Annotated in this window: 23 protein-coding genes; 7 read left to right on the forward strand and 16 right to left on the reverse strand. The window is 25.5% G+C overall.

Annotated elements, in window-relative coordinates:
* Positions 1-90: 90 nt before the first annotated feature.
* On the reverse strand, positions 91-840 hold the full coding sequence (locus tag I1959_RS10100; protein WP_092925360.1) for an acyl-[acyl-carrier-protein] thioesterase: 750 nt from the start codon (positions 838-840) through the stop codon (positions 91-93).
* Positions 841-1074: 234 nt separating this feature from the next.
* On the opposite strand from I1959_RS10100, the gene I1959_RS10105 reads away from it, so the two are divergent.
* Positions 1075-1923, forward strand: a complete 849-nt coding sequence (locus I1959_RS10105) for a DegV family protein (RefSeq protein WP_166505580.1) — start codon at positions 1075-1077, stop codon at positions 1921-1923.
* A 151-nt stretch (positions 1924-2074) separates the two neighbouring features.
* Here I1959_RS10105 and I1959_RS10110 read toward each other — a convergent pair whose 3' ends face one another.
* From I1959_RS10110 to I1959_RS10125, 4 genes are all read right to left on the reverse strand, one after another.
* Positions 2075-4339, reverse strand: a complete 2265-nt coding sequence (locus I1959_RS10110; protein WP_195238190.1) for a xanthine dehydrogenase family protein molybdopterin-binding subunit — start codon at positions 4337-4339, stop codon at positions 2075-2077.
* On the reverse strand, positions 4340-4789 hold the full coding sequence (locus I1959_RS10115) for a (2Fe-2S)-binding protein (RefSeq protein WP_195238192.1): 450 nt from the start codon (positions 4787-4789) through the stop codon (positions 4340-4342).
* The gene (locus I1959_RS10120; protein WP_092925352.1) at positions 4789-5577 is read right to left on the reverse strand and encodes an FAD binding domain-containing protein; all 789 of its coding nucleotides are present in this window, start codon (positions 5575-5577) and stop codon (positions 4789-4791) included. The genes I1959_RS10115 and I1959_RS10120 overlap by 1 nt, the downstream gene beginning before the upstream one ends.
* 200 nt (positions 5578-5777) lie before the next feature.
* Complete coding sequence (locus I1959_RS10125; RefSeq protein ID WP_092925350.1) at positions 5778-6575, reverse strand: HAD family hydrolase; 798 nt, start codon at positions 6573-6575, stop codon at positions 5778-5780.
* Between the two features lie 96 nt (positions 6576-6671).
* On the opposite strand from I1959_RS10125, the gene I1959_RS10130 reads away from it, so the two are divergent.
* Both I1959_RS10130 and I1959_RS10135 read left to right on the forward strand, forming a co-directional pair.
* Complete coding sequence (locus I1959_RS10130) at positions 6672-7025, forward strand: hypothetical protein (RefSeq protein WP_166505583.1); 354 nt, start codon at positions 6672-6674, stop codon at positions 7023-7025.
* A 158-nt stretch (positions 7026-7183) separates the two neighbouring features.
* Entirely contained in the window at positions 7184-7387 is a 204-nt protein-coding gene (locus I1959_RS10135; protein WP_092925346.1) for a hypothetical protein, read from the forward strand.
* Between the two features lie 126 nt (positions 7388-7513).
* On the opposite strand, the gene msrA is transcribed toward I1959_RS10135, so the two are convergent.
* From msrA to I1959_RS10150, 3 genes are all read right to left on the reverse strand, one after another.
* Positions 7514-8467 carry a peptide-methionine (S)-S-oxide reductase MsrA gene (msrA, locus tag I1959_RS10140; protein ID WP_195238194.1) on the reverse strand — a complete coding sequence of 318 codons (954 nt, stop codon included), beginning with the start codon at positions 8465-8467 and terminating at the stop codon, positions 7514-7516.
* A gap of 122 nt (positions 8468-8589) precedes the next feature.
* Positions 8590-9405, reverse strand: a complete 816-nt coding sequence (locus I1959_RS10145) for a CPBP family intramembrane glutamic endopeptidase (protein ID WP_092925344.1) — start codon at positions 9403-9405, stop codon at positions 8590-8592.
* A gap of 218 nt (positions 9406-9623) precedes the next feature.
* Positions 9624-10817, reverse strand: coding sequence for a pyridoxal phosphate-dependent aminotransferase (locus tag I1959_RS10150; RefSeq protein WP_092925342.1), 1194 nt, complete (start codon positions 10815-10817; stop codon positions 9624-9626).
* Between the two features lie 248 nt (positions 10818-11065).
* Between I1959_RS10150 and I1959_RS10155 the strand changes: the two genes are divergently transcribed.
* Positions 11066-11908 carry a sulfurtransferase gene (locus I1959_RS10155; protein ID WP_166505585.1) on the forward strand — a complete coding sequence of 281 codons (843 nt, stop codon included), beginning with the start codon at positions 11066-11068 and terminating at the stop codon, positions 11906-11908.
* Positions 11909-11960: 52 nt separating this feature from the next.
* Here I1959_RS10155 and I1959_RS10160 read toward each other — a convergent pair whose 3' ends face one another.
* From I1959_RS10160 to I1959_RS10175, 4 genes are all read right to left on the reverse strand, one after another.
* Positions 11961-13673 carry a GGDEF domain-containing protein gene (locus I1959_RS10160; protein WP_166505586.1) on the reverse strand — a complete coding sequence of 571 codons (1713 nt, stop codon included), beginning with the start codon at positions 13671-13673 and terminating at the stop codon, positions 11961-11963.
* Between the two features lie 172 nt (positions 13674-13845).
* A complete protein-coding gene (locus tag I1959_RS10165; protein ID WP_166505587.1) occupies positions 13846-15747 on the reverse strand; it encodes an endonuclease MutS2 in 1902 nt (633 codons plus the stop codon).
* Between the two features lie 301 nt (positions 15748-16048).
* Positions 16049-16774 carry a YwaF family protein gene (locus tag I1959_RS10170; RefSeq protein ID WP_092925334.1) on the reverse strand — a complete coding sequence of 242 codons (726 nt, stop codon included), beginning with the start codon at positions 16772-16774 and terminating at the stop codon, positions 16049-16051.
* A 112-nt stretch (positions 16775-16886) separates the two neighbouring features.
* Positions 16887-18005, reverse strand: coding sequence for a 4-hydroxybutyrate dehydrogenase (locus I1959_RS10175; RefSeq protein WP_166505588.1), 1119 nt, complete (start codon positions 18003-18005; stop codon positions 16887-16889).
* A gap of 394 nt (positions 18006-18399) precedes the next feature.
* On the opposite strand from I1959_RS10175, the gene I1959_RS10180 reads away from it, so the two are divergent.
* Positions 18400-18891, forward strand: coding sequence for an HdeD family acid-resistance protein (locus I1959_RS10180; RefSeq protein ID WP_166505589.1), 492 nt, complete (start codon positions 18400-18402; stop codon positions 18889-18891).
* A 107-nt stretch (positions 18892-18998) separates the two neighbouring features.
* On the forward strand, positions 18999-19328 hold the full coding sequence (locus I1959_RS10185; protein WP_166505590.1) for a hypothetical protein: 330 nt from the start codon (positions 18999-19001) through the stop codon (positions 19326-19328).
* A gap of 289 nt (positions 19329-19617) precedes the next feature.
* Here I1959_RS10185 and I1959_RS10190 read toward each other — a convergent pair whose 3' ends face one another.
* The 3 genes from I1959_RS10190 to I1959_RS10200 all read right to left on the reverse strand — a co-directional run bounded on the left by I1959_RS10190 (position 19618) and on the right by I1959_RS10200 (position 22734).
* Positions 19618-20856, reverse strand: coding sequence for a chloride channel protein (locus tag I1959_RS10190; RefSeq protein ID WP_195238196.1), 1239 nt, complete (start codon positions 20854-20856; stop codon positions 19618-19620).
* Positions 20857-21095: 239 nt separating this feature from the next.
* Positions 21096-22025 (reverse strand): LCP family protein, encoded by a 930-nt coding sequence (locus tag I1959_RS10195; RefSeq protein WP_195238197.1) that lies wholly within the window; start codon positions 22023-22025, stop codon positions 21096-21098.
* A 76-nt stretch (positions 22026-22101) separates the two neighbouring features.
* Positions 22102-22734, reverse strand: a complete 633-nt coding sequence (locus I1959_RS10200) for a cyclase family protein (protein ID WP_195238198.1) — start codon at positions 22732-22734, stop codon at positions 22102-22104.
* Between the two features lie 200 nt (positions 22735-22934).
* Between I1959_RS10200 and grpE the strand changes: the two genes are divergently transcribed.
* On the forward strand, positions 22935-23519 hold the full coding sequence (gene grpE / locus I1959_RS10205) for a nucleotide exchange factor GrpE (protein WP_195238199.1): 585 nt from the start codon (positions 22935-22937) through the stop codon (positions 23517-23519).
* Positions 23520-23554: 35 nt separating this feature from the next.
* On the opposite strand, the gene I1959_RS10210 is transcribed toward grpE, so the two are convergent.
* Positions 23555-24232: a DUF3298 and DUF4163 domain-containing protein gene (locus I1959_RS10210; protein WP_195238200.1), complete on the reverse strand. Its 678-nt coding sequence runs from the start codon at positions 24230-24232 to the stop codon at positions 23555-23557.
* Between the last annotated feature and the right edge of the window lie 16 nt (positions 24233-24248).

The following is a 24248-nucleotide window of genomic DNA, read 5'->3' on the forward strand; positions in this document are numbered from 1 at the left end:
TCTATTATTTTCATATATTTAAATAAAATACTAGCAACTACTAAAGGATTCTAATTTCATATATAAAAATAGTCTAAGTTTGTATAAAACTTAGACTATTTTTACCCATTTACTTTCAAGAAGGGATATTTCATTTTTATTTTCATCAACTATTTGATGTATTGCTATTATATAATCGTCTTCATATTCTATCTGACTTTCTACCACTACTTCATTATTATATTTAAGCTGCTTTTCATAAGCTACTAAAAGTTCACTTATTCTATAGTTTTTAAGTACTTCAAAAGGCATTGAATCTATTATCCACATTATATAATGAGAATTACCTACATGTATATTTATATCTATATCAGAGTATCTTATATCAAAATTCTTAGATATATCTATTCTAGATGGTCTTCTCATTTTTAACTTATTTATCTTAACACTTCTATCCTCTTTTACTTCATATCTCTCATAATAGCTACTTGGTATACTGCAAGGCTTAGCTTTTTTTATATCTATATAAAATGCTAAAGTGTCTCCACTTAATATTAATTCTTCTTTTTCATTATATATTTTAAAGTTTCTAAGTGCATAAAACTTTCTAAATGCTTTTACATATGTTACAATTTTAAGCTTTTCTTTATAATTAGCTTTACCATGTACTTTTATATCATAATTAAATATAACCCAAGTATAATCACTTTCTTTAAAATCAGTAAATGATGCTCCTAAGCTAATATCCTGGCTAAATGCTGCATCTGACATAAAATCCATATATGACGAAAAATTACATTCGCCTCTTATATTCGTATCTCTATACGTTACTTCATATATTTTTTCAAATACTTTAGACATAATTAAAACTCCTAATACTTGTAATTATTCCTCTACTTTATTGATTATACTTCAAATTATATTCGAAATCAAATTAATATTATTTTACATAATTAAACTCAAAAACTATATATTTTACTTAGTTGCCAATTTAGTATATAATTCTATTATAGAGTAATTATTTAATATTCTATTACCAAGTTATAATATATTTATTATAATATTGTTCATATAAAAAAGGAGAGATATATATATATGGCTGTAAAAATAGTTACCGATAGTACTTCTTATATACCTAATGAGTATATACAAAAATATGACATATCTATCGTCTCATTAAATGTAGTTATGGATAATAACAGTATACGTGAGCTAGATGTAGATAACAAAGTCTTTTATGATGATATGGAAAAATGTGAGGAAATCCCTAAATCATCTCAACCATTTCCCGAAGAAATGTTAGATACATTTGAGAAAATAGTAAAAAATGGAGATTCTATTGTAGGAATATTCTTATCTTCTAAACTAAGCGGAACTTTTTCAAATGCTAACTTAATAAAGAATATGACAATTGAAAATTATCCAGATGCCGATATTACAATAATCGACTCTAAGACTACTTGTATGCAAATGGGATTTGCAGCTATTGAAGGTGCTAAAGCATCTTTAGAAGGAAAATCAAAAGACGAAATAGTTGATATAGTAAATCATACACTTGATAAAAGCAATTTCTTATTTACACCAGAAACACTGGAGTATTTAAAAAAAGGCGGTAGAATAGGTTCAGCTTCTGCCCTTTTAGGTACTTTACTTCAAATAAAACCAATTCTTACTGTTAGAGATGGTATAACTGGAGTATATACTAAAGTTAGAACTAGAAAAAAAGCAATTAATACTATTGCTAATACCGTGTTTGAAGATATCGAAAAAAACGGACTTGGAGATGTTATAGTCCATCATATAAACTGTGAGGAAGATGGATTAGAGCTTGCTAAAGCTTTAGAAGCTAAGTTAAATATTCCTGTTAAAATACAATCTATAGGGCCTATTGTAGGTGTTCATGTTGGACCTGGAAGTATAGGTATTGCTTACTTTACAAAATAATATAATTTTAGGCACTTATTATTTAATGATAGCATTTTATAAATTACATATTTTTCATTTTTATTTAAGTAAATAACTTTTAAATATTATAAAAGGTATGAAATACAAGTTGTATTTCATACCTTTTTATAATATTTATTCATATTTACAATTATTTATTCATAGCCATAAATATTTTTTCTGGAGTCATTGGTAAATCATTTATTCTAACACCTACACCATTGTATATAGCATCTTGTATAGCCGGTGCTGGAGTATTTACAACAACCTCTCCAACAGACTTAGCTCCAAATGGACCTGTTGGTTCATGAGTTTCTACAAAATCAACTATTATATTACCTACATCGCATCTAGCTGGTATTTTATATTGCATAAATGTATTAGTATCCATTTTACCTTTATCCGTATATCTTATTTCTTCAAATAATCCAAGTCCTATACCTTGTACTATTCCACCTTCAACTTGAACTTTAGCAAGATTTTTATTTATAACAGTTCCACAGTCTACTACTGCTACATAATCTATTACATCAACTTTACCGGTTTCTTTATCTATTTCAGTTTCTACAAATCCTGCTATAAATGGAGGAGGTGAAACAGGGCTACCATGAGATGCACATCCCACTAATTGATTTTTTTCAGGCCCTACGGTACAGTCAACAGCTATATCAAATACTAATATAGACTTATTTTCTGTAAATACTTTTTCCCCATCAAACTCTACATCTTCTTTATCTACACCAAGTCTAGTTGCTCCTAAACTCATTATTTTATTTCTAAGTTCATTAGCAGCTTTTACTACTGCCATACCTGTTACATATGTTGTAGATGATGCATATGAACCTGGATCATATGGAACTACATCTGTATCTGCTGCTATTACAGTTATTTTATCCATGGTAGTTTCAAGTATTTCACAAGCCATTTGAGAAAGTATAGTGTCACTTCCCGTACCCATATCCGTTGAGCCTACTAGTAATGTATAATTTCCGTCATCGTTTAATCTTATTTCAGCACTTGCTGTATCTATCCCTGCAATTCCAGAACCTTGCATAGTAAGTGCCATACCAACACTTCTAACTTTTCCATTTCCTAAGTCTTTAGATGGGTATTTTTCATTCCATTTTATAAGATTTTTCCCTTTTTCTATACACTCTTTTAGATCTACTGAATTTAAAGTCTTATCATATGCAAATGAAATTTCTCCTTCATTTACTATATTTTTAAGCCTAAGTTCAGTTGGGTCCATATTTATCTCTTTTGCTAATTTATTTATAGTAGACTCTACTGCAAAACATCCTTGAGTAGCACCATATCCTCTAAATGCTCCTGCTGGCATTTTATTAGTATATACTACATGCCCTTTAAATCTAGATGCTTCTAATTTATTGTACATTGGCATAGTTTTTTCACCTACTAATCCAAATGTAGTTGATGCATGTTCTCCATAAGCACCAGTATCAGATAATGCATCTATATCTATAACTTTTATTATTCCATCTTTAGTGGCACCTATTTTAACATTTAATTTCATAGCATGTCTACTAGTTGAACAATTTTGAGTTTCTTTTCTGTCATAAAGTATTTTGGCTGGTTTTCCAGTTTTAAGTGTAACTATTGCACTAAATATTTCAACACAAGCAGTTTGCTTACCTCCAAAACCACCACCTATTCTTGGTTTTATAACTCTTATCTTACTAGATGGTATGTTTAAAGCTCTCGATAGATGTCGCCTAACATGAAATGGTATTTGTGTAGAACTTACTACTACCAATCTTCCCATATGATCTAGGTAATTATAAGATCTATAAGTTTCCATCATAGAATGAAGTTGTGATTGAGTATAATATGTTTCTTCTATAACTACGTCACATTCATTTAAAGTTTTTTCTACATCTCCTTTAGTATAATTATGAGTTGATACTATATTTTTCTCTCTAATCATACCTATATCAAAGTTGCAATGTCTCTCTTCATCATGAACTAATATATTAGTTTCAGTTGCCTTTTCAAAATCAAGTACTGGTTCTAGTACTTCATATTCTACTTTTATCATATTCATAGCTTTAACTGCTGTTTTTTCATCCTTAGCAGCAACTATTGCAACTTCATCTCCTACATATCTAACAGTATCTTCAAGTATTAATCTATCATATGGCGATGGCTCTGGGTAAGATTGACCTGCTAGTGTAAACCTAGTATCTGGTACATCTTTATATGTAAGTACACATTCCACTCCATCTACTAATAAAGCTCTTTTAGTGTCTATATTTTTTATTTTCGCATATGCATACGGGCTTCTTAGTATTTTTACAACTAAAGCATCTTTTGATGCTAAATCGTCTGTATATACTGGTTTTCCTGTAGCTATTGCCATTCCGTCTATTTTACCTATACTTTTACCTATTATCTTCATTTAATTTACCCCCAGATAAGTTTTAACTGCTCTTAGCTGTCCCATATACCCTGTACATCTACATAGATTTCCAGTTAAGTAGTGTATTATATCCGCTTCTGTAGGATTGTTTAATTCTTCTTTCATTGCTATTACTGTCATTATAAATCCTGGTGAACAAAATCCACATTGTTCAGAACCTTCACTAACTAATATCTTAGCAAAGTCACTAGCTTCCTTTTCTAATCCTTCTATTGTTGTTATCTCTTTATTTATAGCTCTAACTGTTAAAGTTGCACAAGATAGTACTGGCTTTTTATCTATCCATATAGAACATAAGCCACAGCATCCTGTATCACAGCCTCTTTTTACACTTAAGTTCCCTAATTTTCTTAAAGTGTCTACTAAATACTCTTCACATTCTATGTCAACTTTTCTTTTTTTACCATTTACTTTAAGTTCTACTAACATTATATAACCTCCATTATAGCTCTTTTTATAAGTACCCTAGCCATAGCATATCTATATTCTTTAGATGCTTTCATATTAGTTCCAAAAGATAATTCATCAACTGCTATTTGTACAGCCTTATCTATATTTTCATCAGTTATATTATTGTTCGATAAAAACTCACTTGCATTTTTTGCTTCTTTTGCAACTTGAGGTCTAGCTCCTATACATATTTTAAATGTATTATCTAATTTTGATACTGCTACATTTACTATTGGATAGTCACTTTTAGCATTTCTTAAAGATTTATATGATGCTTTTTTATTATTCTTTTTTATGTATATCTTAGTTAATAAATCTTTTTCATAACCTTTATCTAAAAATTTATCTAAAGTCATTCTTCCTTTACTAAAAGTCTCTATTTCAGTATCTAAACAAAGTAGAGCTATTATTAAATCAGAAAATCCATACTTAGAAAATACTGTAGCACCTACAGTTACAACACTTCTAAATTGAACTCCTATTATATCTCTTACACTGTGGTTTAAAATATCACCAAAGTTATTTTTTATTATATCACTAGTTTCTAATTCTCTAAATGTTGTCATAGCACCTATTTCAACATAATCTTCATCTTCTTTTATATAATCTAGATTTAAATTAGATAACTCTATTCCTGTGCCTATTCTTTTTTTACCCATCCTTAAAAAAGCACTTCCACCTATTATCTGATTATTTTTTCTTTTCATTAATATGGCATATGCTTCTTCTATTGTTGTCGGTTGAACAATGTCTGTAAGTGTAAACATATTTCCTCCCCAATTTGTATTAGTTTTGATTAATTATACCACATTTTAGCCATTCTAGACAATAAAATTCGTTATATATACTAACGTTTATTTTCCATTTAAAAAGTAAGTTCGATTTTATTTAACTTAAAATATATTTACTATTTTTAATAAAAAAAGTCATTCTAAATATTTTTTAGAATGACCTTTAAATTTAAATATTAAGCAAAAGCTTCATTTCCTATAGCTAATTCTTTTATAGCTTCTATAACTCCATTTTCATCATTGGTTTTTGTTACAAACCTTGCTTTTTCTTTTATTTTATCCTCTGCGTTTCCCATTGCAAAACTATAGTAAGCCGATTCCATCATCTCTAAATCATTCATATGATCTCCAAATACCATAGTTTCTTCATATGATATATTAAATTTTTTTTGTATTACTTTTATAGCTTGCTTTTTATTTCCATTAGATTCACATATATCTAGACTATTAGGCCCAGACATAGATATACTTAAATCTTTCTTATAATCTTTAATATTTGTTAACACGTCTTTTATTATATTTTCATCTGCAAAAACACTAACCTTCATTATACTATCATTTATCTTGGTTATATCTTCTACAACCTCAACATCTGTATTCCATGCTTTACAAGCTATCTTAACCTTTAAACTTTCACTATATGTTTTTTCTTTTCCACAAAATATAGTATTATGATTAGCATATTTTCTTATAATGTTTGATATACTTTTTAATTTTTTCTTATCTATATAATTTTCATATAAAACTTCGCCCTTATAGACAACTAAATTTCCATTGTTAGGTGCAAGTATTATATTATCTATTATTTCTTTCTTAAATATATTAGTTAAAGACTGTATTTCCCTACCACTTACTGCTGCAAATAGTATGTTATTAGAATTAAGTTGTTCTAAAACTTCATAAAATTCTTTATCAACACATTTATTTGAGTCAAGTAGTGTCCCATCCATATCTGAACCGATTAATTTTATCATACCCTTTACTCCTTGCCATATATTTTGTAAATTTATTGTATATCACTTATACAACATTATATAATAATTATAAACTTTTAGAAAGGATTGTGCTTTATGAAAATAGTTTCATCAAAAAAAGATCTAGATATAGCCCTTAACGATAGCGAAAATAAAATTGTAGTTAGTAATTTTAAAATTGTAAATTCTTTAAAGTTGCTTAACAATATTAATATAACGCATGCACAACGAAACAGATGCAAATATACCCTAGAAAATAATATAGATGATTCGGCATTTTTAGGATTTATAGGTTTTGCACCAATAATATCTGAAATAGGAAACGTTTCATTCTTAAATTCTATGGGTATAATTTCTAGTGTAGGTTTACATCAAATACTTATAATATTAAGTCATTATACTATAAAATATGACGATAAAAACAATAATATTATATTAACTAAGATATAATAATTCATAATAAATTAATTTTAGGAGGGCTTATGATTATAAATATAACCGATTTAGCAAAAAATGCGTTAGATAATTTATTTATAGAGTATAATGTTGATTTAAAAAATATAAGACTTTATTTAAAAGAAATTGCATGACATGGACCTATATTTGACTTGGCTCTGGATGAGGCAAAAGAAAATGATAATATATTTAAAGTAGATGGGTATAATGTAATAATTGATAAGGATTTATCTACTAAATTTAGCGTTGTTAACATCTATTATAATTCATTTGAATATTATGGTAATTTTAAAATAACAACTGATTTTATATGGAAAGATGAATACCATTACTGCGATTGGTCTAAAAAATGGTAAAAAATACCCTAGCTTACTAGGGTATTTTTTATATTAGTCTTATGTCTTTATAAAATTTCTTGTTTATAAAAAGTTTAGTTAATATTTAATTTTGTTGTAATTTAAAATCCTTATTACCTAAGACTCTTATTCAAACAAGCTTAAATAGTCTTCATATCCTTCTTCTTTCATTTTCTCTTTAGGTATAAAGTTTAAGGATGCTGAATTTATGCAGTATCTAAGACCACCTTTTTCTTTAGGGCCATCATCAAATACATGACCTAAGTGAGAATTGGCCTTGCTACTTCTAACTTCTGTTTTGAACATACCATGAGAAAAATCACTTTTTTCCATTATAGAATTTTTATTTACTGGCTTTGTAAAACTTGGCCATCCACATCCTGAATCAAATTTATCTTTTGATGAAAATAAAACTTCATCACTTACTATATCTACATATATACCTTCTTCTTTATTATCAAAATACTTATTTTTAAATGCAGGTTCAGTCTTATCATTTTGTGTTACTTCAAATTGAATTGGAGTTAGTTTCTTTTTTAGTTCTTCTCTATTAAAATTATTTTTATCCCAATTTTCCTTTATAAACTTATATCTACCTGATCCTACATAATACATATAGTAATGATTTGGATTTTTCTTATAATAATCTTGATGATAGTCTTCCGCTTCGTAAAATTTAGTAGCTTCTCTTATCTCTGTAACTATTTCAGAATCAAATACCTTACTATTTTCTAGTTTTTTCTTTGATCTAGTAGCAATCTCTTTTTGCTCTTTATCATGATAAAATATTACAGTTTTATATTTTTCTCCTCTATCATTAAATTGACCATAACTATCTGTTGGGTCTATTTGTTTCCAATATATATCTAAAAGTTCATCATAACTTATTACTTCATCATCATAAGTAACTTCTATAGCCTCTATGTGGCCTGTTTTATCACTACAAACTTCTTCATATGTAGGATTTTTCGTGTGTCCTCCAGTATATCCTGATACAACTTTAAGTACTCCATCATATTTATCAAAAGGTTTTACCATACACCAAAAACATCCACCTGCAAAAGTTGCCTTTTTTATCAAACTTATCACTCCTTATAAAATATATACGTTATTTATTCCCTTTTTCTACATTAGATAATCTCCTTTTTATATAGTCTTTTTCTAAAGATATTTTATAATCTTCATATATATTAGCACTATTATTATTTAATATATTTTTTATTTAGATTTATAAATCTTATGTAGTAGTATACAGAAAGTGTCGTTATGACCAATCCTAAAATCAAGTACATATGTATTGTTGATGTAGTCATATCTATATTTTTATTTATCTTAGATTCTTGTGGTAACTTTAAAACTATAGACATTGAGTTATTTATAATATGTAAAAAAATTGGAATTAAGATATTTTCATATTTTATATATAATATACAAAGCACCCCTCCAAACAAACTTGCAAGTATAGATTTATCTATGCTATGACCTATTCCGAATAAAATAGATGATATTAATATACCAATTTTATAATTATATTTTTTAGATATACTGATAAATAATACTTTCCTAAATATTATTTCTTCTAATATTGGTCCTATTATTGCTACACTTACTATCATTATAATAATATTTCCTGTATATATTGGATCACCTGATGATGTTAATAAGCTATTTTCATATGGTTTATAAGTTAACATAGCTATAGATATTAATAGCAATGTAACTCCTAAGCTTAACATAATGGAGTTTATATATCGTCCTATTATTTCTTTTATGTCTAATTTTTCTTTGAAATCTATGTAAGATTTTTTTATATCATCTATTGATATCCCTAAATATAATAATAAAATTATTATAGATATTACCTGAGTACAAATAATAAATACCTTATTTCTATCATCATATATAGATAGATTCATAAGAATACCTATATACTTATAATTAAAGGTTAGTACTATTAAAAATGATATTACTTGTATTAATATAAAATCTATTATTTTTATATCACTCTTTCTCCTCATAAAATGTCTCCTAGTTCATATATGATTTTTACATTTTAATACTTCCCTTTATATTATATCATTAGATATCAATTTTAAATTAATATTATTTATCATTAACTTAAAATAAAATATTACTATTGTTTATATACAAGCTACTTACCTAAATTTAAATGTATAACTTTATTTTAAATAAAAAAGAGCTTATATATTAATCTATATAAACCCTTTTTATTTATTTATTTATCAAGTTCTAAATATGCTTCTAATCCTTCTTTTAAAATTTTAGATGCCTTAGCTAAATCTTCTTTATTTAATATATATGCAAGTCTTATCTCATCTTTTCCAAGACCTTCTGTTGCATAAAATCCTTCAGCAGGACAAGGCATAACTGTTTCTCCATCTATATCAAAATCTTTCAATAACCATTTTACAAAATCATCAGCACTTTTAACTGGTAATTTAGCAACTATATAAAATGCACCAGTTGGTTTTTTACATATAACTCCAGGTACTTTTACAAGTTCATTATATAATACGTCTCTTCTTTCCTTATATTCTTTATTCACATCTTGTAGATAAGATTTATCAGTTTTATAAAGTTCTACAGCTCCTATTTGCTCTAAAGTAGGTACTGATAGCCTAGCTTGACATAATTTTAATATTTGTGCCATAAATTCTTTATTTTTAGATGCTAGTGATCCTATTCTAGCTCCACAAGCACTATATCTTTTAGATACACTGTCAACTATTATAACTCTATCTTCTACTTCTTTAACACTTCCTAAACTAGTATATTCTCCATCATATACAAACTCTCTATAAACTTCGTCTGCTATTATCCATAAATCATGTTCTTTAGCTATATCACTAATCATTTTTATTTCTTCCTTAGAGTAAACTACTCCTGTTGGATTGCCTGGGTTTGAGAATAATATAGCACGAGTTTTTGAGTCTATCTTTTCTACTATTTCTTCCTTTTTAGGTAAGTGGAAACCATTTTCTGCAAGTGTAGTTATTGGCTTGATCTCAACACCTACTGAATTTGCAAAACTATTGTAGTTTGAGTAAAATGGTTCTGGTATTAATATATTGTCTCCTTCATTACATAAAGCTATCATGCAGAAAAATAATGCTTCACTACCACCATTTAATATAAGTATATCTTCCTTTTCAAAATCTATATTATATTCATTATAGTATCTTTTTATAGCTTCTCTAAGTTCGTCTAACCCTTCTGATAAAGCATACTCTAATACATCTTCTTTGTTACTTGAAATAGCTTCAAAGAAACTTTTAGGTGTTATTATATCGGGTTGACCTATATTAAGATGATAAACCTTTTTTCCTTTTTTCTTGGCTTCTGCTGAATAAGTTAATAATTCCATTATAGTAGAAGCTGGTACTGATTTTATTCTTGAAGAAATATTCATAACGTTTGCCTCCTAATGATTCATTGTCAGTTATTTTATTTTTGATATCTAATTAACGTTTCATCTATATTCTAACATAAATATAATTTTTTTTTAATGTTTTTACATATTTACCCAAAAGTAATTATTTTCAATATATTAAGTAAATTTAGTAATATATTGAATTTTATTGTCTATATGTATATATTTATAAATGTAAGTGTAGTATTTAACTTAATAATTTTATATTAGTACTAGGAGGAATATTTATGACAAATTTAGTTAGCCCTAATTGGTTAAAAGAAAATATGGATAATAAAGACTTAGTTATAGTGGATTGTAGGTTTGACTTAATGGACAAAGAATACGGTAAAAAAAGCTACAATGAGAGCCATATAAAAAATGCAGTAAGAGTTGATATAGAAAATCAGCTATCTAGTGAGGTTAAAATCCATGGTGGTAGACATCCTCTTCCTAGTGTAGATGACCTAGTAAATACCTTTAAAAGTATAGGGATAGATAATAATTCTATAGTTGTAGCATATGATGAGGGTGATTTAGCAGGGCCTTCTAGATTATGGTGGATATTAAAGTATCTAGGTCATGATAAAGTTTATGTTTTAAACGGAGGTATAAATGAATTTAAAAGCATTGGTGGAGAAATTACTAATGAAATACCAAAAACTAAAATAGGTAACTTTAAAGCTACTGTAAACAATAATATGAGAGTTGATATGAATTATGTAAAAGAGAGATTATATAATAAGGATATTGCTATCATAGATTCCAGAGAATATAAAAGATACTTAGGTGAATTTGAGCCAGTAGATAAAAAAGCTGGACATATACCTAGTGCCAAGAACTATTTTTGGATGGATGTATTAAATAAGGACAATGAGTTTATAAACTTAAAATGTTTAGATGATTTAAAAAGACACTTTGAAAAGTTAAATGATTATAAGGAAATTATAGTTTATTGTGGTTCTGGTATAACAGCTTGTCCTAATAGTTTAGCTCTTAGTGAAGTTGGTATATGCCATAAAGTATATCCTGGAAGTTTTAGTGACTGGATAAGTTATGATGAAAATGAAGTTAGTACTTTAAGCGAATAAATTAAAAAGCATGTTAGGTAATATCAACTAACATGCTTTTTAATTTAAATTATTATTTCTTATCGTTATCCACAACAACTTTATTTTTTCCTGTATTTTTAGCTTTATACATATTTTCATCTGATTTTTTTAAGGTATTTTCATAATGTATATTTGAAAAAGCCACTCCTATACTTACAGTTGTTTTTATATCCTTGCTCCAACTTATACCTTCTACTGAAGACCTAATCATTTCAGCTAAAAGTAATACTTCTTCTTTTATTTTATAACAGGATATTATTACAAATTCTTCTCCACCATACCTACATAAATAAGTGTGTTCTTGCAATAATTTTTTTATGGTATTAGTTATAACTTTTAAAACTTCATCTCCAAATTGATGCCCATAAGTATCATTTATATATTTAAAATTATCTATATCTATCATTACTATAGAGAATTTTATATTTTTATCCAATAGCTCCTCATATTTACTATCAAAATAAGCTCTATTGTATGTATTTGTCAGTTTATCTTGTAATGTTAAATGTTTCATACTTATTAACCTATTTTTATTATACCTATGTATTACGACAAATATAATACTTCCAAATAGTATTATTATAAATAGAAACTTTATCATATTATTTTCCTTCTCTAACTTGTACTCTTTACTAGCTTGTTCTATTATATAATATGAATAATCTTTGTATTTATTGTCTTCAGATTCTTTTATTACCTCAAGTAACTTATCTGTATATAAATTCGCTTCATTATATTTTTTTTGTTCTTCTAATAATTTTATTAATCTTGTTAAGGCATACCTTATGTCCTGTTCTCTATTTTTTTCATATTCATCTTCTTTAAGTACTTCTTTATATGTATATACAGCACTATCAATATCTCCAATAGCCTCATAATATTTACCCGTAGCAAGTTGATATATAGTTTTTCTATTTCCCACCATTAACTTTTCATTATTTAACAGTTCTTTAGATTTATCTAAATATATCTTTGCTTGTTTTGAATTATTTTCTGATAAATAAATTGAAGATTTTATAGTATATATCAATATATTTAAATCATAATATTCATTTACATCTATATAATTACTATATTTTTCTACCTCTTCTATGTATTTTTTTGCATTACTATACTCATTGTTTTTTAAATATATTTCAGCTATGTTTAAATTTCCATACACTTGTATAAATTTATTTTTATATTCATCATTAATTTTTATATCAAGTCCATCTTTTATACTCTTTATTCCGGTGCTTTCACCTTCTATCTCCGAAAACAATACACCTAGATCTACTAAGCATTTAGCTTCATTAAATTTATCATTCATTTTTTTAGATAATATTAGCGTGTTTAATATATATCTAGATGCTTTTGCATAGTTTTGTTCTAGTAAATACGCACTTTGAAGTTTACTGGATACTATAAATTTAGAATTTATTGATAAATGCTTACTTTGTTCCATTGTAGTTAGTATGTTTATAACTTCTTTTAATCCTCTTTCTGTATTTCTAATATAATCAGTCATTTGAATTATATATTCACATACTATGTTGTAATCTTTAGGCTTTATTTTTGAAAATTCATTTTTTAAGATATCTATTGCTTTATTATATTGTTTATCATATGTATTTTTTTTAATTTTACTTTCTATTTGCATAATCTCATTTTTTATATTTTGTTTATGTGCCCCATATGATAATGATATACATGTAGCAATAGCTATGATTATATATATTATTTTTCTTATTTTTACTCCCCCCAAAATATATCCTTTCTTTTTTGTATAGATATTCCTAAACTTCTTACAGTTTATATTTTATCATATTTTTAAATTTTGTCATATTTTACATTTTTATTTAATTATTCTTTATATATCAAACTATCTTCATAGTTACTTTTATAATAAAAAACTCCCTATTTCTAGGGAGTTTTTGTTATAACCTATTATTTTTTATATCTTTTTGTATCTTCTTTAAAGCTTTTTTAGAGCCTCTTTTTATATCTTTCTCTAATTTTCTTTCCTTGTAACTTACAAATAAAGAATTTAAATCATAATCTCTAGGGTATAAATCAATAGCTTTTAGATTTAAGCTAATTCTTTTTATATTTACATCTATTATCTCTTCATTATACAATACCTTGACGTTGTTAAACTTATCTACACCTTCATATACTATAGCAAATTCATCTTCATCTAGTAATTTTACTCTATCTCCCATTTCATAATTAGGTATACCTTTTAATACTTCTAATGCTTCTTCTGTTTTATTAATTTTATTTCTATCTACTAAGTCAAGGTTGTAATTCTTACTTTCTATATATCTTTTCGCTCTACTTAGTACTTTATTTCTTATACCCATTTTCTTTGATATAAATAAAGCATTACTATCCTCTGATTTACCTATAGTAAGTTTATATAATGGTTCTAATGTATTTTTATCAAACATCATTCCTGCATTTTCAAACTCTGGATGCATTGTTGCAAAATGTTTAATCTCTGCATAATGAGTTGATGCTACAATTATAGATCCCATTTTATATAACTCTTCAAGTATTGATATTGCAAGACCCGCACCTTCATTAGGCTCAGTTCCTGACCCAATTTCATCAAATAATACTAATGTTGACTTATTTGACGCATTTATAATGTTTGCTATATTTTGTATGTGAGATGAAAATGTACTTAAAGAATTCTCTATGCTTTGATTATCTCCTATATCAACAAATATCTTCTCAAATACGCTTATTTCAGTATTTTTATCTGCACATATATCAAATCCACATTGAGTCATAAGAGTTAAAATTCCAACTGTTTTTAAAGCTACAGTTTTCCCTCCTGCATTAGGTCCTGTTATAACTAAACTTCTATAATCCTTACCTATTACAAAATTAAGAGGAACCACATCACCTTTAAGTAGTGGATGTTTTCCATTTATTATATTTATATATCCATAGTTATTTAGTTTAGGTGTTATTCCTTTTATAGAATCGCTATATTTAGCTTTTGCAAATACCATATCATATTCTGCAATTATTTCTATATTTATTTTTATATTTTGTATTTTTTCATAAATAAGGTCTGTTAAATAAGAAAGTACCTTGTATTCTTCTATAGATTCTTCTGATTTTAAAGTTATAAGCTCTATACTAAATTTTGAGACACTATTAGGTTCTACAAAAACTGTATTTCCTTTTGATGATGTATCTAATACTACACCATCTACCTCATTTTTATATGATGCTTTAATAGGTATTACATACCTTTCATCTCTTTTACTTATTATAAATTCTTGTATATATTTTTTGTTTCCTGATGCTGTTAAAAACTTGTTTAATCTTTCTCTTATTTTTCCTTCAGCAACTTCAATATTTCTTCTAATTTTTTTTAATTCTTTACTAGCATTAGAATCTACTTTATTTCCTTTTATACAATACTTAATTTCTTCCTCTATACTTTTACACTCTGTTATATTAAGTGCATAAGAACTTAATGCAGGGGAATAAAATTCTTTATCTATCATAAAAGATTTTATCTTTTTACATCCTCTTAAAAAATCTTCAATACGTATAAGTTCTGTAGGCTCTAGTATCATTCCTTTTTCTACTTTTTCTATAATCGGCATTATATTAAAAAGTCCTTCTAAAGGTATATGATTGCTATTTTCTATTATTTTTCTAGCTTCATTATTTTCATTTAACCTTCTTTTAACTACTTTATAGCTACTACTTGGCATTAATTTATCTATAAGTTCTTTTCCAAGTGAGCTTACGCAATATATTTTAACTAACTCTTTAACTTCGTTTAATTGTAATTTTTCATATGTTTGTGTGTTCATTTTTATCTCCTTTATTTATCAGCTTTTATTCTTAAAAGGCTTCTTGATAAATAAGGACTTTTATTATTGCTCCTTATTTATCAAGAAGCTCACACACACTCTCAAAATATTTATTTTTTTTCAAAAAAATCCTCTCCTTCCTTAATACATTTTATTATCTCATATAAATAAGGTACTTTCAATATATCATAATCATTTATAATGTTTTTATATTAAAACATTATTTAATTAAATCAAATACTATTTTATTAATAAAAAAGTACTGGAAATTTTTAATTCCCAGTACTTTTGTTTAAAATATTTATGCAACCTCATAAAATTCTTCTACAGAGCTATCTTCTTTTTTATTTATAATTATATATTCTATACTTAAAACTATATTAAAAATCATCATAACTATAAATCCATATAAAAATGGGTTTAAATTATTGCCTATACCAATAGGTGATGATTTCATATATGCATAGTTAGCATTTATCGTTCTATCAACAAAAAATATTACTATATGATATAAATTTGTTGTAATAAGTATTTTCTTAAAATCATCTTTACTCATACCTATTTTCTTTACAAATAGTAAATAAACAGACCCCCAAAGTAATAGTATATGACCTATAAAATATGAGAATTGAGTTATATGAGGGAATGAAAAAGGATCTAGCCCTAAAAATATTAATGCTGATATTGAACCAAACATTCCCCAATAAGATCCCATTTTGCAAATGAAATCTTTCTTAAAAATCAATCCTATTGCCAACATAAGTATTGCTATCCTACAATGAAATAATGGTAGACCTTCTCTGATAAAATTATAGTTTCCAACAAAGTACCAAAGATATAATGTTAATTGTTGAACTAATAATATACTACCAGTAAAAACTTCAAATAATCTACTTTCCTTTTTTGATTTTATAATAAGTAAACTACCAAAAAAAGCTATCAATAATAATATTATGTGTATAATTCCAAAGTTAACAAAATTATTTTGTTCTGTAGATGTCCTAAAAAAATAATAAAATTTACCCATGTATGTCTCCTTAATTTGATTGTATACCTTCAATATTATAAATTGCTATAAGCTTTTTTGCAAATATTAAATTAATCCAATTATTTTTAGGAGACTTTTAATTATATTTTGATTAATATAATTTAATATATATGTTTTTCATTTCTTCTTCACTTATCTTTACATAATTGTTTTGTAATAGTCTTTGTTGTGTATTTATAACACTTTGAGCAAATATACTTATTTCTTCTTCCTTCATTCCAAATTCTCTAAGTGGTTTTTTAGTTAATAAATTATTCAATAATTTTTCTATTTCAAAATAAACATTTTTTTCATCATCTAATCCTAAGGTTTGAGCTAATACCTTATTTACTTCTTTTATCTTTCCATTTGGATTTTTTTCATTATAAAGCTTAAATACTTCTGTAAACATATGGTAGTTAGCCTCTCCATGAGGAACATGATAAACTCCACCTAATGGGTAACTCATAGCATGAACTGCTCCCACTCCAGTATTACCAAATGCTATTCCTGCATAGTTACTAGCCAATAAAAATTCTTTTAATAAATTTTTTCTATACTCTTTTCCATTTTCAACAATTTCTTTGTATCCTTTAATGATTATCTCAATTGCTTTTATAGCAAATAACTCTGTAAATGAATTTGATTTTGGTGAAACAAAAGATTCTATAGCATGTATTAATGCATCTACTGAACTCGACATAAATACATTAAAAGGCAAGTTCTTCATTAATTCTGGTATTAAAACTGCATAATCTGGAATTAATTCATCACATGCTAAACCTAGCTTAGTGTTTTTAGATTTTATTTCTGCTATAGATATATTTGTAACTTCACTTCCAGTTCCACAAGTTGTTGGTATTATTATAAGTTCTTTTTCTTTTACAAGTTCTACTTTTCTTTCAAATAAGTCTACACAATCATCAACATCTTTAAATATTAGCAATTTAGCTATATCTATAACAGTTCCACCACCTATAGCTATAACTCTTTTATAATCTAAATCTTTTATATCTTTTATTATGCCATTTATCATTTCATCATTTGGTTCTCCATTGCCATATTCATTTTGCAAAACCAAATTACAATCTAAGTTTAAATCCTTTATAAATCCATTATATATAGAACTACGAGTTAATATTAAATCCTTCTTTTCTAATTTAAATTCATCCACAAACTCTTTGAAGTTTTCGAAAGAATGAATTTCTGTTAATAGTTTTAATTGTTTCATATAATTTTCTCCTTATGTATTATTAATCTAATCATTTTTAATTTCCATCATATATTACTCCCACTTAAAACTTTTCCCTAATTTTATCTTTAATTATATATATAATTAAGGATAAAATCCATAATATAACTTAAATATTTATATAAAAGAGGTCCTTTCAATCATTTTTAAATTTAAAAATTTACATTAATAACAATTCTAATTATTTAGAATATTACATTTACAAATATTTACAATTTTCTGTGTTATAATATAAAAAAGGACTTTTATATTATAACTATGGATCCATATATATAAAGCCCAAACAATATAAGTATAATTTTTTTATTAAGTATAAATAATTATTTATAATAATTTAATAAAAGAATAATACTATAAGAGGATGGTGTACTTTATGAAAAAACTTGAAGCTCTTCTTATTATAGAAGGTATATTACTTGGAATAATTGGTGTATTATTCTTTACTAATCCAATACAATCATACTTTAATTTCACAACTATTGCTGGAATAATGTTAATTGTATCAGGTATATTTACATTAATTAGAGCATTTAAGTCAACAGACAAATCTCACTATATTTTTAGTGGTATTATAAACGTATTATTTGGTCTTATATTATGGTTATTCCCTATATCTACTACAAGTTCATTAATATTTGTATATGGTATATGGGCACTTGTAAGAGGACTTTACCTATTTATAGTATCATTTAAAAGAAAAACTTTTGGGTTTAATGCAAATACTTTATACAATATATGTCTTGTAATATTAGGTTTATTAATATTTATAAATCCTATACAGATATTACTTTATACTCCATTTATAATAGGAATTTATTTTATAATATCTGCTATATTTGAGATATACTTAGGTTTTAAATTATAGTAATTACTAAAAGCTAGTCAATTGACTAGCTTTTTTTTATAAAAATATTATTATGTATGAGTTTTAATTAAAATGATAAACTAAATATATATAAAGGAGGGATGCTTGTGGATAAACTACTATGCTCTTTTAAATCTGTTATAAATTGTGATAATTTTTCTACTTGTAGTAACTGCATGTTTAATAAACATTTTGTGCATCATTCTAACATGTCAGTTTTTAATATAGATGCTCTATCATTTGATAAAAGTCTAGTTAATGATACTAATTCTTTAACTAACTTTTTGAGTAAATTTATATCTGCATTGGATGAAAATTATAATGGTATGGAAATTTCTGAAATTCACTTTAAAAAAGATAATAGAGAAAAAAATCATTATGAACTAAAAGTAGTAAGTTATCCTTTAAATCCTAAAAGCTACATAAATAAATCTTAAAATAGTGTAAAATTTATATACACTTTAAGACACTAAGTTATTTAATTATTTTTGCCTTCTTGATGAACCATTTTTATAAGTAAAAATCCTATTCAAAGTGTATTATATTTTAAAACTTTAAATTAAATTATTTTAGATATTCAAATTACAAATATATAAAAAAGGACAGTTTAATTTTTAAAATTATTCTGTCCTTTATATATATTTATAAATAAGATTATGTATAAAATATTTAATTAAATAAACTATACACATATTAATTTACATTAATAATTCTTTCATTATGTCATTAGTTCAATAAATTATTTTGTGTTGAATTGTACTTTTTTATAAGTTCAACACCTAATATTGCCGATATTATTATAAAAATAGCAAGATTTATTGGGAAAAATAACACAAGTAAAAATATTGCTACAATATAATTTTCCATTATCGCACTTAAAAAAGTAGTAGCAACTACGCATGCTGAGAATACTGGGTCTACTCCAAATATAATCGAGATAGCAAACCCCATAGTAATTCCAGAAAACATTATAGGGAAAAGATGCCCTCCAATCCATCCTGTTGAAATACATAACTCTGTTGCTAAAAGCTTGAAAAAGCATATTATAAGAAGCCATGCTAATCCTAGACTTTTCCAATTTAATATTATATCTTTTAACTCATGTTCTCCAGAGAAAAATATATAAGGTATTGTTATACCTAATATTGCTAATAATCCCCCTCCTAAAACTGCTTTTATTACTTTATAATCATCTAAAGGTTTTAGTATCTTATTTAATACACTTCCCATTTTTTTATAATACAATGTTAAAAGCAATCCTACTATTAAAAGAGGTATAAAAAATAATAGTTCCCTTTTGCCTATATTAGCCTTTGAAAATCTTGTTATAAATGATGCTCGATTATCAAGTTTTGATAATAAATCAAATACATAAAAACCTGAGGATATAGTTAATACATATACTATTGTCTTAGCTTTTTTTATTTTATCTTTATTACTTATTAAACTATAAAAACCATATAATGGAGCAGCAAATATGATACCTATAGTTGATTCTATACTTGATTCAATTAAAATTTCATTTAGATCATTTTCAATTTCTTTTCTTTTAAATCCATATTTAAGTAAATCACCGGATAAAGTAACTAATCCTCCTACAATTCCACTTAATGCTGCCTCTGGCCCAAGACTCGCTCCAAACCAAAGAATAATCAATGCTGATATTATTGACTTATGCAACGATTTATACTCAACTCTTTTGGTTTCTTTAAACTCCTTTAAAACAATTGGCATTGTTTTTGGATATTTCCCAAAATATTTTTGACATAATCCTACCATAATGCCACCTAAAATACATACAAATAAAACTAAGTAGTTATTATTAATCTTAAATATAAAGTCATACCATATCAAGTTTATTCCACTAAATATTAAAGTTAAAAATAACCATGTGATAGCTCCAACACACGCTCCTATTAAGATGCTATAACTTCCAGCAACACACAAACTTAAAAATCTTTTCATTTGTTTTTCTTCCTTTGTTGTAAATTTTAAGATATATAATAAGAATACACTTTGTTTTATATATTACTTCTTATTTTTATATTTTATACAATCTAACTATTTTTGTCTAACCCCTAAATCTTCTTATATGTTAACCGGTATGTTATTTTTTATTTATATTCCAATATTTATGCTAATTGTAAGTATATAATATATATTTATAAAAAACCCTACGTCAATTTTTCAGACGTAGGGTCTTTTTACTTAATATATTCATGTAAAGCTTTTATATTATCCTCCATATTAGCTTCTATACACCACATTCCTTTATAAGTAGTACTCTTAAAGCTACCCTCATAAGGAATCATATTCTGACTTACTTTGAAGTTTATATTTTCATTAATAATACTTTTAAGCTTTTTAATATCATTTATAGGTATATTAGTACTAACTTTTCCTATAATTGCCATAGCCATTTCAAATTGCTCATCCTTTTCTTTTTCTTCATACTTTTTTAAAAGTCCTTTTAACACATTTCTTTGTCTTTCAGTTCTTTCATAATCTCCATTACCTTTTTTTCTTATTCGAGAATAGGCTACAGCTTGGCGACCATTTAAAGTCTTAATTCCACTTCCTTTTATGTAATCAGCTTTTTTATCTAGTTCTTCTATTTTATTTAATTCTACTAGATTTTTATTTATCTCTTCAACTTCATAATCTTTTAAATCTATATCAACTCCACCTATAATATCTATAACCTTAGCTAGGCTATAAAAATCCACGGCCAAGTACTTATCTATATCTAAATCAAAGTTTTTATTTATAGTATCAAGTGCAAGTTTTGCACCTCCATATGCATAAGCATGATTTAATTTATCTTTTTTGTGACCTTTTATATCTACTAAGGTATCTCTTAAAAGCGATACTAAATTAACTTCTTTGTTTTTTAAATCAATACTTGCTATTATAATAGAATCAGAACGAGCTGGTTCATTATCTTTTCTTCTATCTAATCCAAATAATGCTATATTTATATTCTTATTACTTTTAATATCTTCTTCTATATTTTGTGGCTTTATATTTATTTTTTTATTATTTTGTGATTTATTTATTAGCCCTACTAATAATAATATTGGTATTATGATTATTATTAATGCTACCAATATACTTCTTTTCTTAAAGATCTTCAATTTTTCACATCCTTTTAATTTTCCTTTGATTTTTCACTTTTTTGATTTACTTTATAGTTATAATACTTCTTATTTTTTAATAATTAACTATACCTATAGCTCTTACCTGTGAACCATCTGCATTATCATATTTTAAAGGTGCAGCTATAAATAGAAATTTTTCTGGTAAACTTTCTAAATTAGTTAAATTTTCTACTATTACTTTACTTTTTTCAAATAGTATAGTGTGAATTTCAAAATCATTTGATTCATAAGTATCTACTGATAGCATGTCTATCCCTATACCTTTTATAGATGTATTTGCTAAATAAATTGCACACTCTTTAGTTAGTGTAGGATAGTTTTTATAATATAAATCTTTATTAAAATATTTACTCCATCCTGATTTAAATATTATAAAATCACTTTCTAATATATCTTTTTCAAAATTTTTAATATAATCTAGTTCTATTTTTTTCATATTATTTACATCTATAAGCAAAGCATTTCCTAGGAAATTATTTATTTCCATCTCATCTAAACTTTTTCCCTTGCTATCCATATGCTTAGGTGCATCTATATGAGTTCCATTATGAGAATACATACTTATTAAAGTTTCTTCATATCCATCCTTCTCTATATTTGCTACTTTTTTTATATTTGGACATATTCCTTTCGAATATACTAACATATCATCATGTAATTTTTGAGTTAAATCATATACCTTCATATCTATTCACTCCTAATTTTATATTTTCCTCAATATAATTAATATGATTATAGCACATACATTTACCATAAAGTACATGTTTTATTTTTGTATATTTTTTTACATAATAATTTAATTTTTAGCACAAAATTTTCTTTTATTTCATATATAAGATTAAAGGGGTTTACTCTTACTAAATTTAAAAGGTTGGTGTTTTGATTATGATTTGTAAAAAATTTAATAGATGTAATAACTGTAATAATAGATGTAATTGTAATTGCACGAATAATAATTGCAATCATCATTGGACAAATCCAAACCATATTTGCGGATGTAATAATGGAGGAGGTTCTAGACCAAAGGTTTGCCAAGATGAAATAAGAAGAACTAACAACTTGATAGATCAAATAGATAATAAAAATGAAGAAGCTATAGATAACTTAGAAAATGCCTTAGATAATTTTGATAATGTTAATTTATTAGCATTAAGAGATGATGTAGCTAACGCAAAATGTCAGCTTGATAAATTGACTAACTGCTTAATGGATATAATAGATAATTTAGGTGATGTTGTAGACGAATTTAATGATGAAGCTATACCTAATCAAGTTAAAGGTATAAAAAATGTTTTAAAAGCTTTAGATGATCAAGATGATATAGCAGACTTAATAGAAGATTTAGAAGATGCTTTTGATGATACAGTAGACTGTTTTAGAGAAAATTGTAGAAGAAATTCAGATGACGATAATCATCATCATGATCATGATTGTCACTGTAAATGTGAGTGTAAAAAATGCAGAGATTAATATAAAAAATCTAGCCCTAAATTAGGCTAGATTTTTTATTTGTACTTTAAGTATTTTTTATAATCTTTAAATTTCAATTTAAACTTTGGTATACCTACATAATATGGTGATATTTCATAAAGTGGGAAATATATAACTATTCCATCTTCATCTATATAAAAACTTTGATCTTCACTTATACCTTTAAATCCATAATCATCTTTAAAATATTTTTCAGGTTCTTTCATAATTTCTTCTCTTATAAAATCATTTATAAGCTTTTTATAATCTATACCTTCTCCAAATAAATCTTTAAGCTTTAAAATTTTACCTGTTAATAAATCATAATTGTAGCTTTCTAAGTAAGTCATTCCATGTGCTCCACCACTAAATTTATATTTAGTCATAGGTATACTTATTATTCTATTTCTATCATAAGTTGCTTCGTAGTTAATATATACTTCATATTTATACTTTACACATTCCTTACATTCTTTACTTATCTTAGTATCATACAGTTTCTTATACTCTTTCGCCTCTAGTTTTGTATTATTTTTAAAATCTAATACATCTTTATATATCTTATTGTTTATTTCGTTTATTATATATAAGTCAAATTTTTCTTGACAAATACATTCTTCTTTAAGTTTTATAATAGGATAATTTATATCATATATAAAAAATTCACTATCCCTACTTATATTAATTTTAGATATATACAAGCAATTTTCCATTTAATCACCTCTTTAA

This window comes from Romboutsia sp. 1001285H_161024_C4, assembly GCF_015550185.1.
GTDB lineage: Bacteria > Bacillota > Clostridia > Peptostreptococcales > Peptostreptococcaceae > Romboutsia_C > Romboutsia_C hominis.

Excerpts from the sequence above, each read along its gene's own strand:
- I1959_RS10170 (WP_092925334.1), bottom strand. The coding sequence starts at position 16,774 with ATGGGTAAATTTTATTATTTTTTTAGGACATCTACAGAACAAAATAAT.
- I1959_RS10200 (WP_195238198.1), bottom strand. The coding sequence starts at position 22,734 with ATGAAGGTATATGATTTAACTCAAAAATTACATGATGATATGTTAGTA.
- I1959_RS10155 (WP_166505585.1), top strand. The coding sequence starts at position 11,066 with ATGACAAATTTAGTTAGCCCTAATTGGTTAAAAGAAAATATGGATAAT.
- I1959_RS10130 (WP_166505583.1), top strand. The coding sequence starts at position 6,672 with ATGAAAATAGTTTCATCAAAAAAAGATCTAGATATAGCCCTTAACGAT.
- I1959_RS10210 (WP_195238200.1), bottom strand. The coding sequence starts at position 24,232 with ATGGAAAATTGCTTGTATATATCTAAAATTAATATAAGTAGGGATAGT.
- I1959_RS10190 (WP_195238196.1), bottom strand. The coding sequence starts at position 20,856 with ATGAAAAGATTTTTAAGTTTGTGTGTTGCTGGAAGTTATAGCATCTTA.
- I1959_RS10150 (WP_092925342.1), bottom strand. The coding sequence starts at position 10,817 with ATGAATATTTCTTCAAGAATAAAATCAGTACCAGCTTCTACTATAATG.
- I1959_RS10125 (WP_092925350.1), bottom strand. The coding sequence starts at position 6,575 with ATGATAAAATTAATCGGTTCAGATATGGATGGGACACTACTTGACTCA.
- I1959_RS10105 (WP_166505580.1), top strand. The coding sequence starts at position 1,075 with ATGGCTGTAAAAATAGTTACCGATAGTACTTCTTATATACCTAATGAG.
- I1959_RS10110 (WP_195238190.1), bottom strand. The coding sequence starts at position 4,339 with ATGAAGATAATAGGTAAAAGTATAGGTAAAATAGACGGAATGGCAATA.
- I1959_RS10180 (WP_166505589.1), top strand. The coding sequence starts at position 18,400 with ATGAAAAAACTTGAAGCTCTTCTTATTATAGAAGGTATATTACTTGGA.
- I1959_RS10115 (WP_195238192.1), bottom strand. The coding sequence starts at position 4,789 with ATGTTAGTAGAACTTAAAGTAAATGGTAAAAAAAGAAAAGTTGACATA.
- I1959_RS10165 (WP_166505587.1), bottom strand. The coding sequence starts at position 15,747 with ATGAACACACAAACATATGAAAAATTACAATTAAACGAAGTTAAAGAG.
- I1959_RS10145 (WP_092925344.1), bottom strand. The coding sequence starts at position 9,405 with ATGAGGAGAAAGAGTGATATAAAAATAATAGATTTTATATTAATACAA.
- I1959_RS10175 (WP_166505588.1), bottom strand. The coding sequence starts at position 18,005 with ATGAAACAATTAAAACTATTAACAGAAATTCATTCTTTCGAAAACTTC.
- I1959_RS10120 (WP_092925352.1), bottom strand. The coding sequence starts at position 5,577 with ATGTTTACACTTACAGACATTGTTCAACCGACAACAATAGAAGAAGCA.
- grpE (WP_195238199.1), top strand. The coding sequence starts at position 22,935 with ATGATTTGTAAAAAATTTAATAGATGTAATAACTGTAATAATAGATGT.
- I1959_RS10100 (WP_092925360.1), bottom strand. The coding sequence starts at position 840 with ATGTCTAAAGTATTTGAAAAAATATATGAAGTAACGTATAGAGATACG.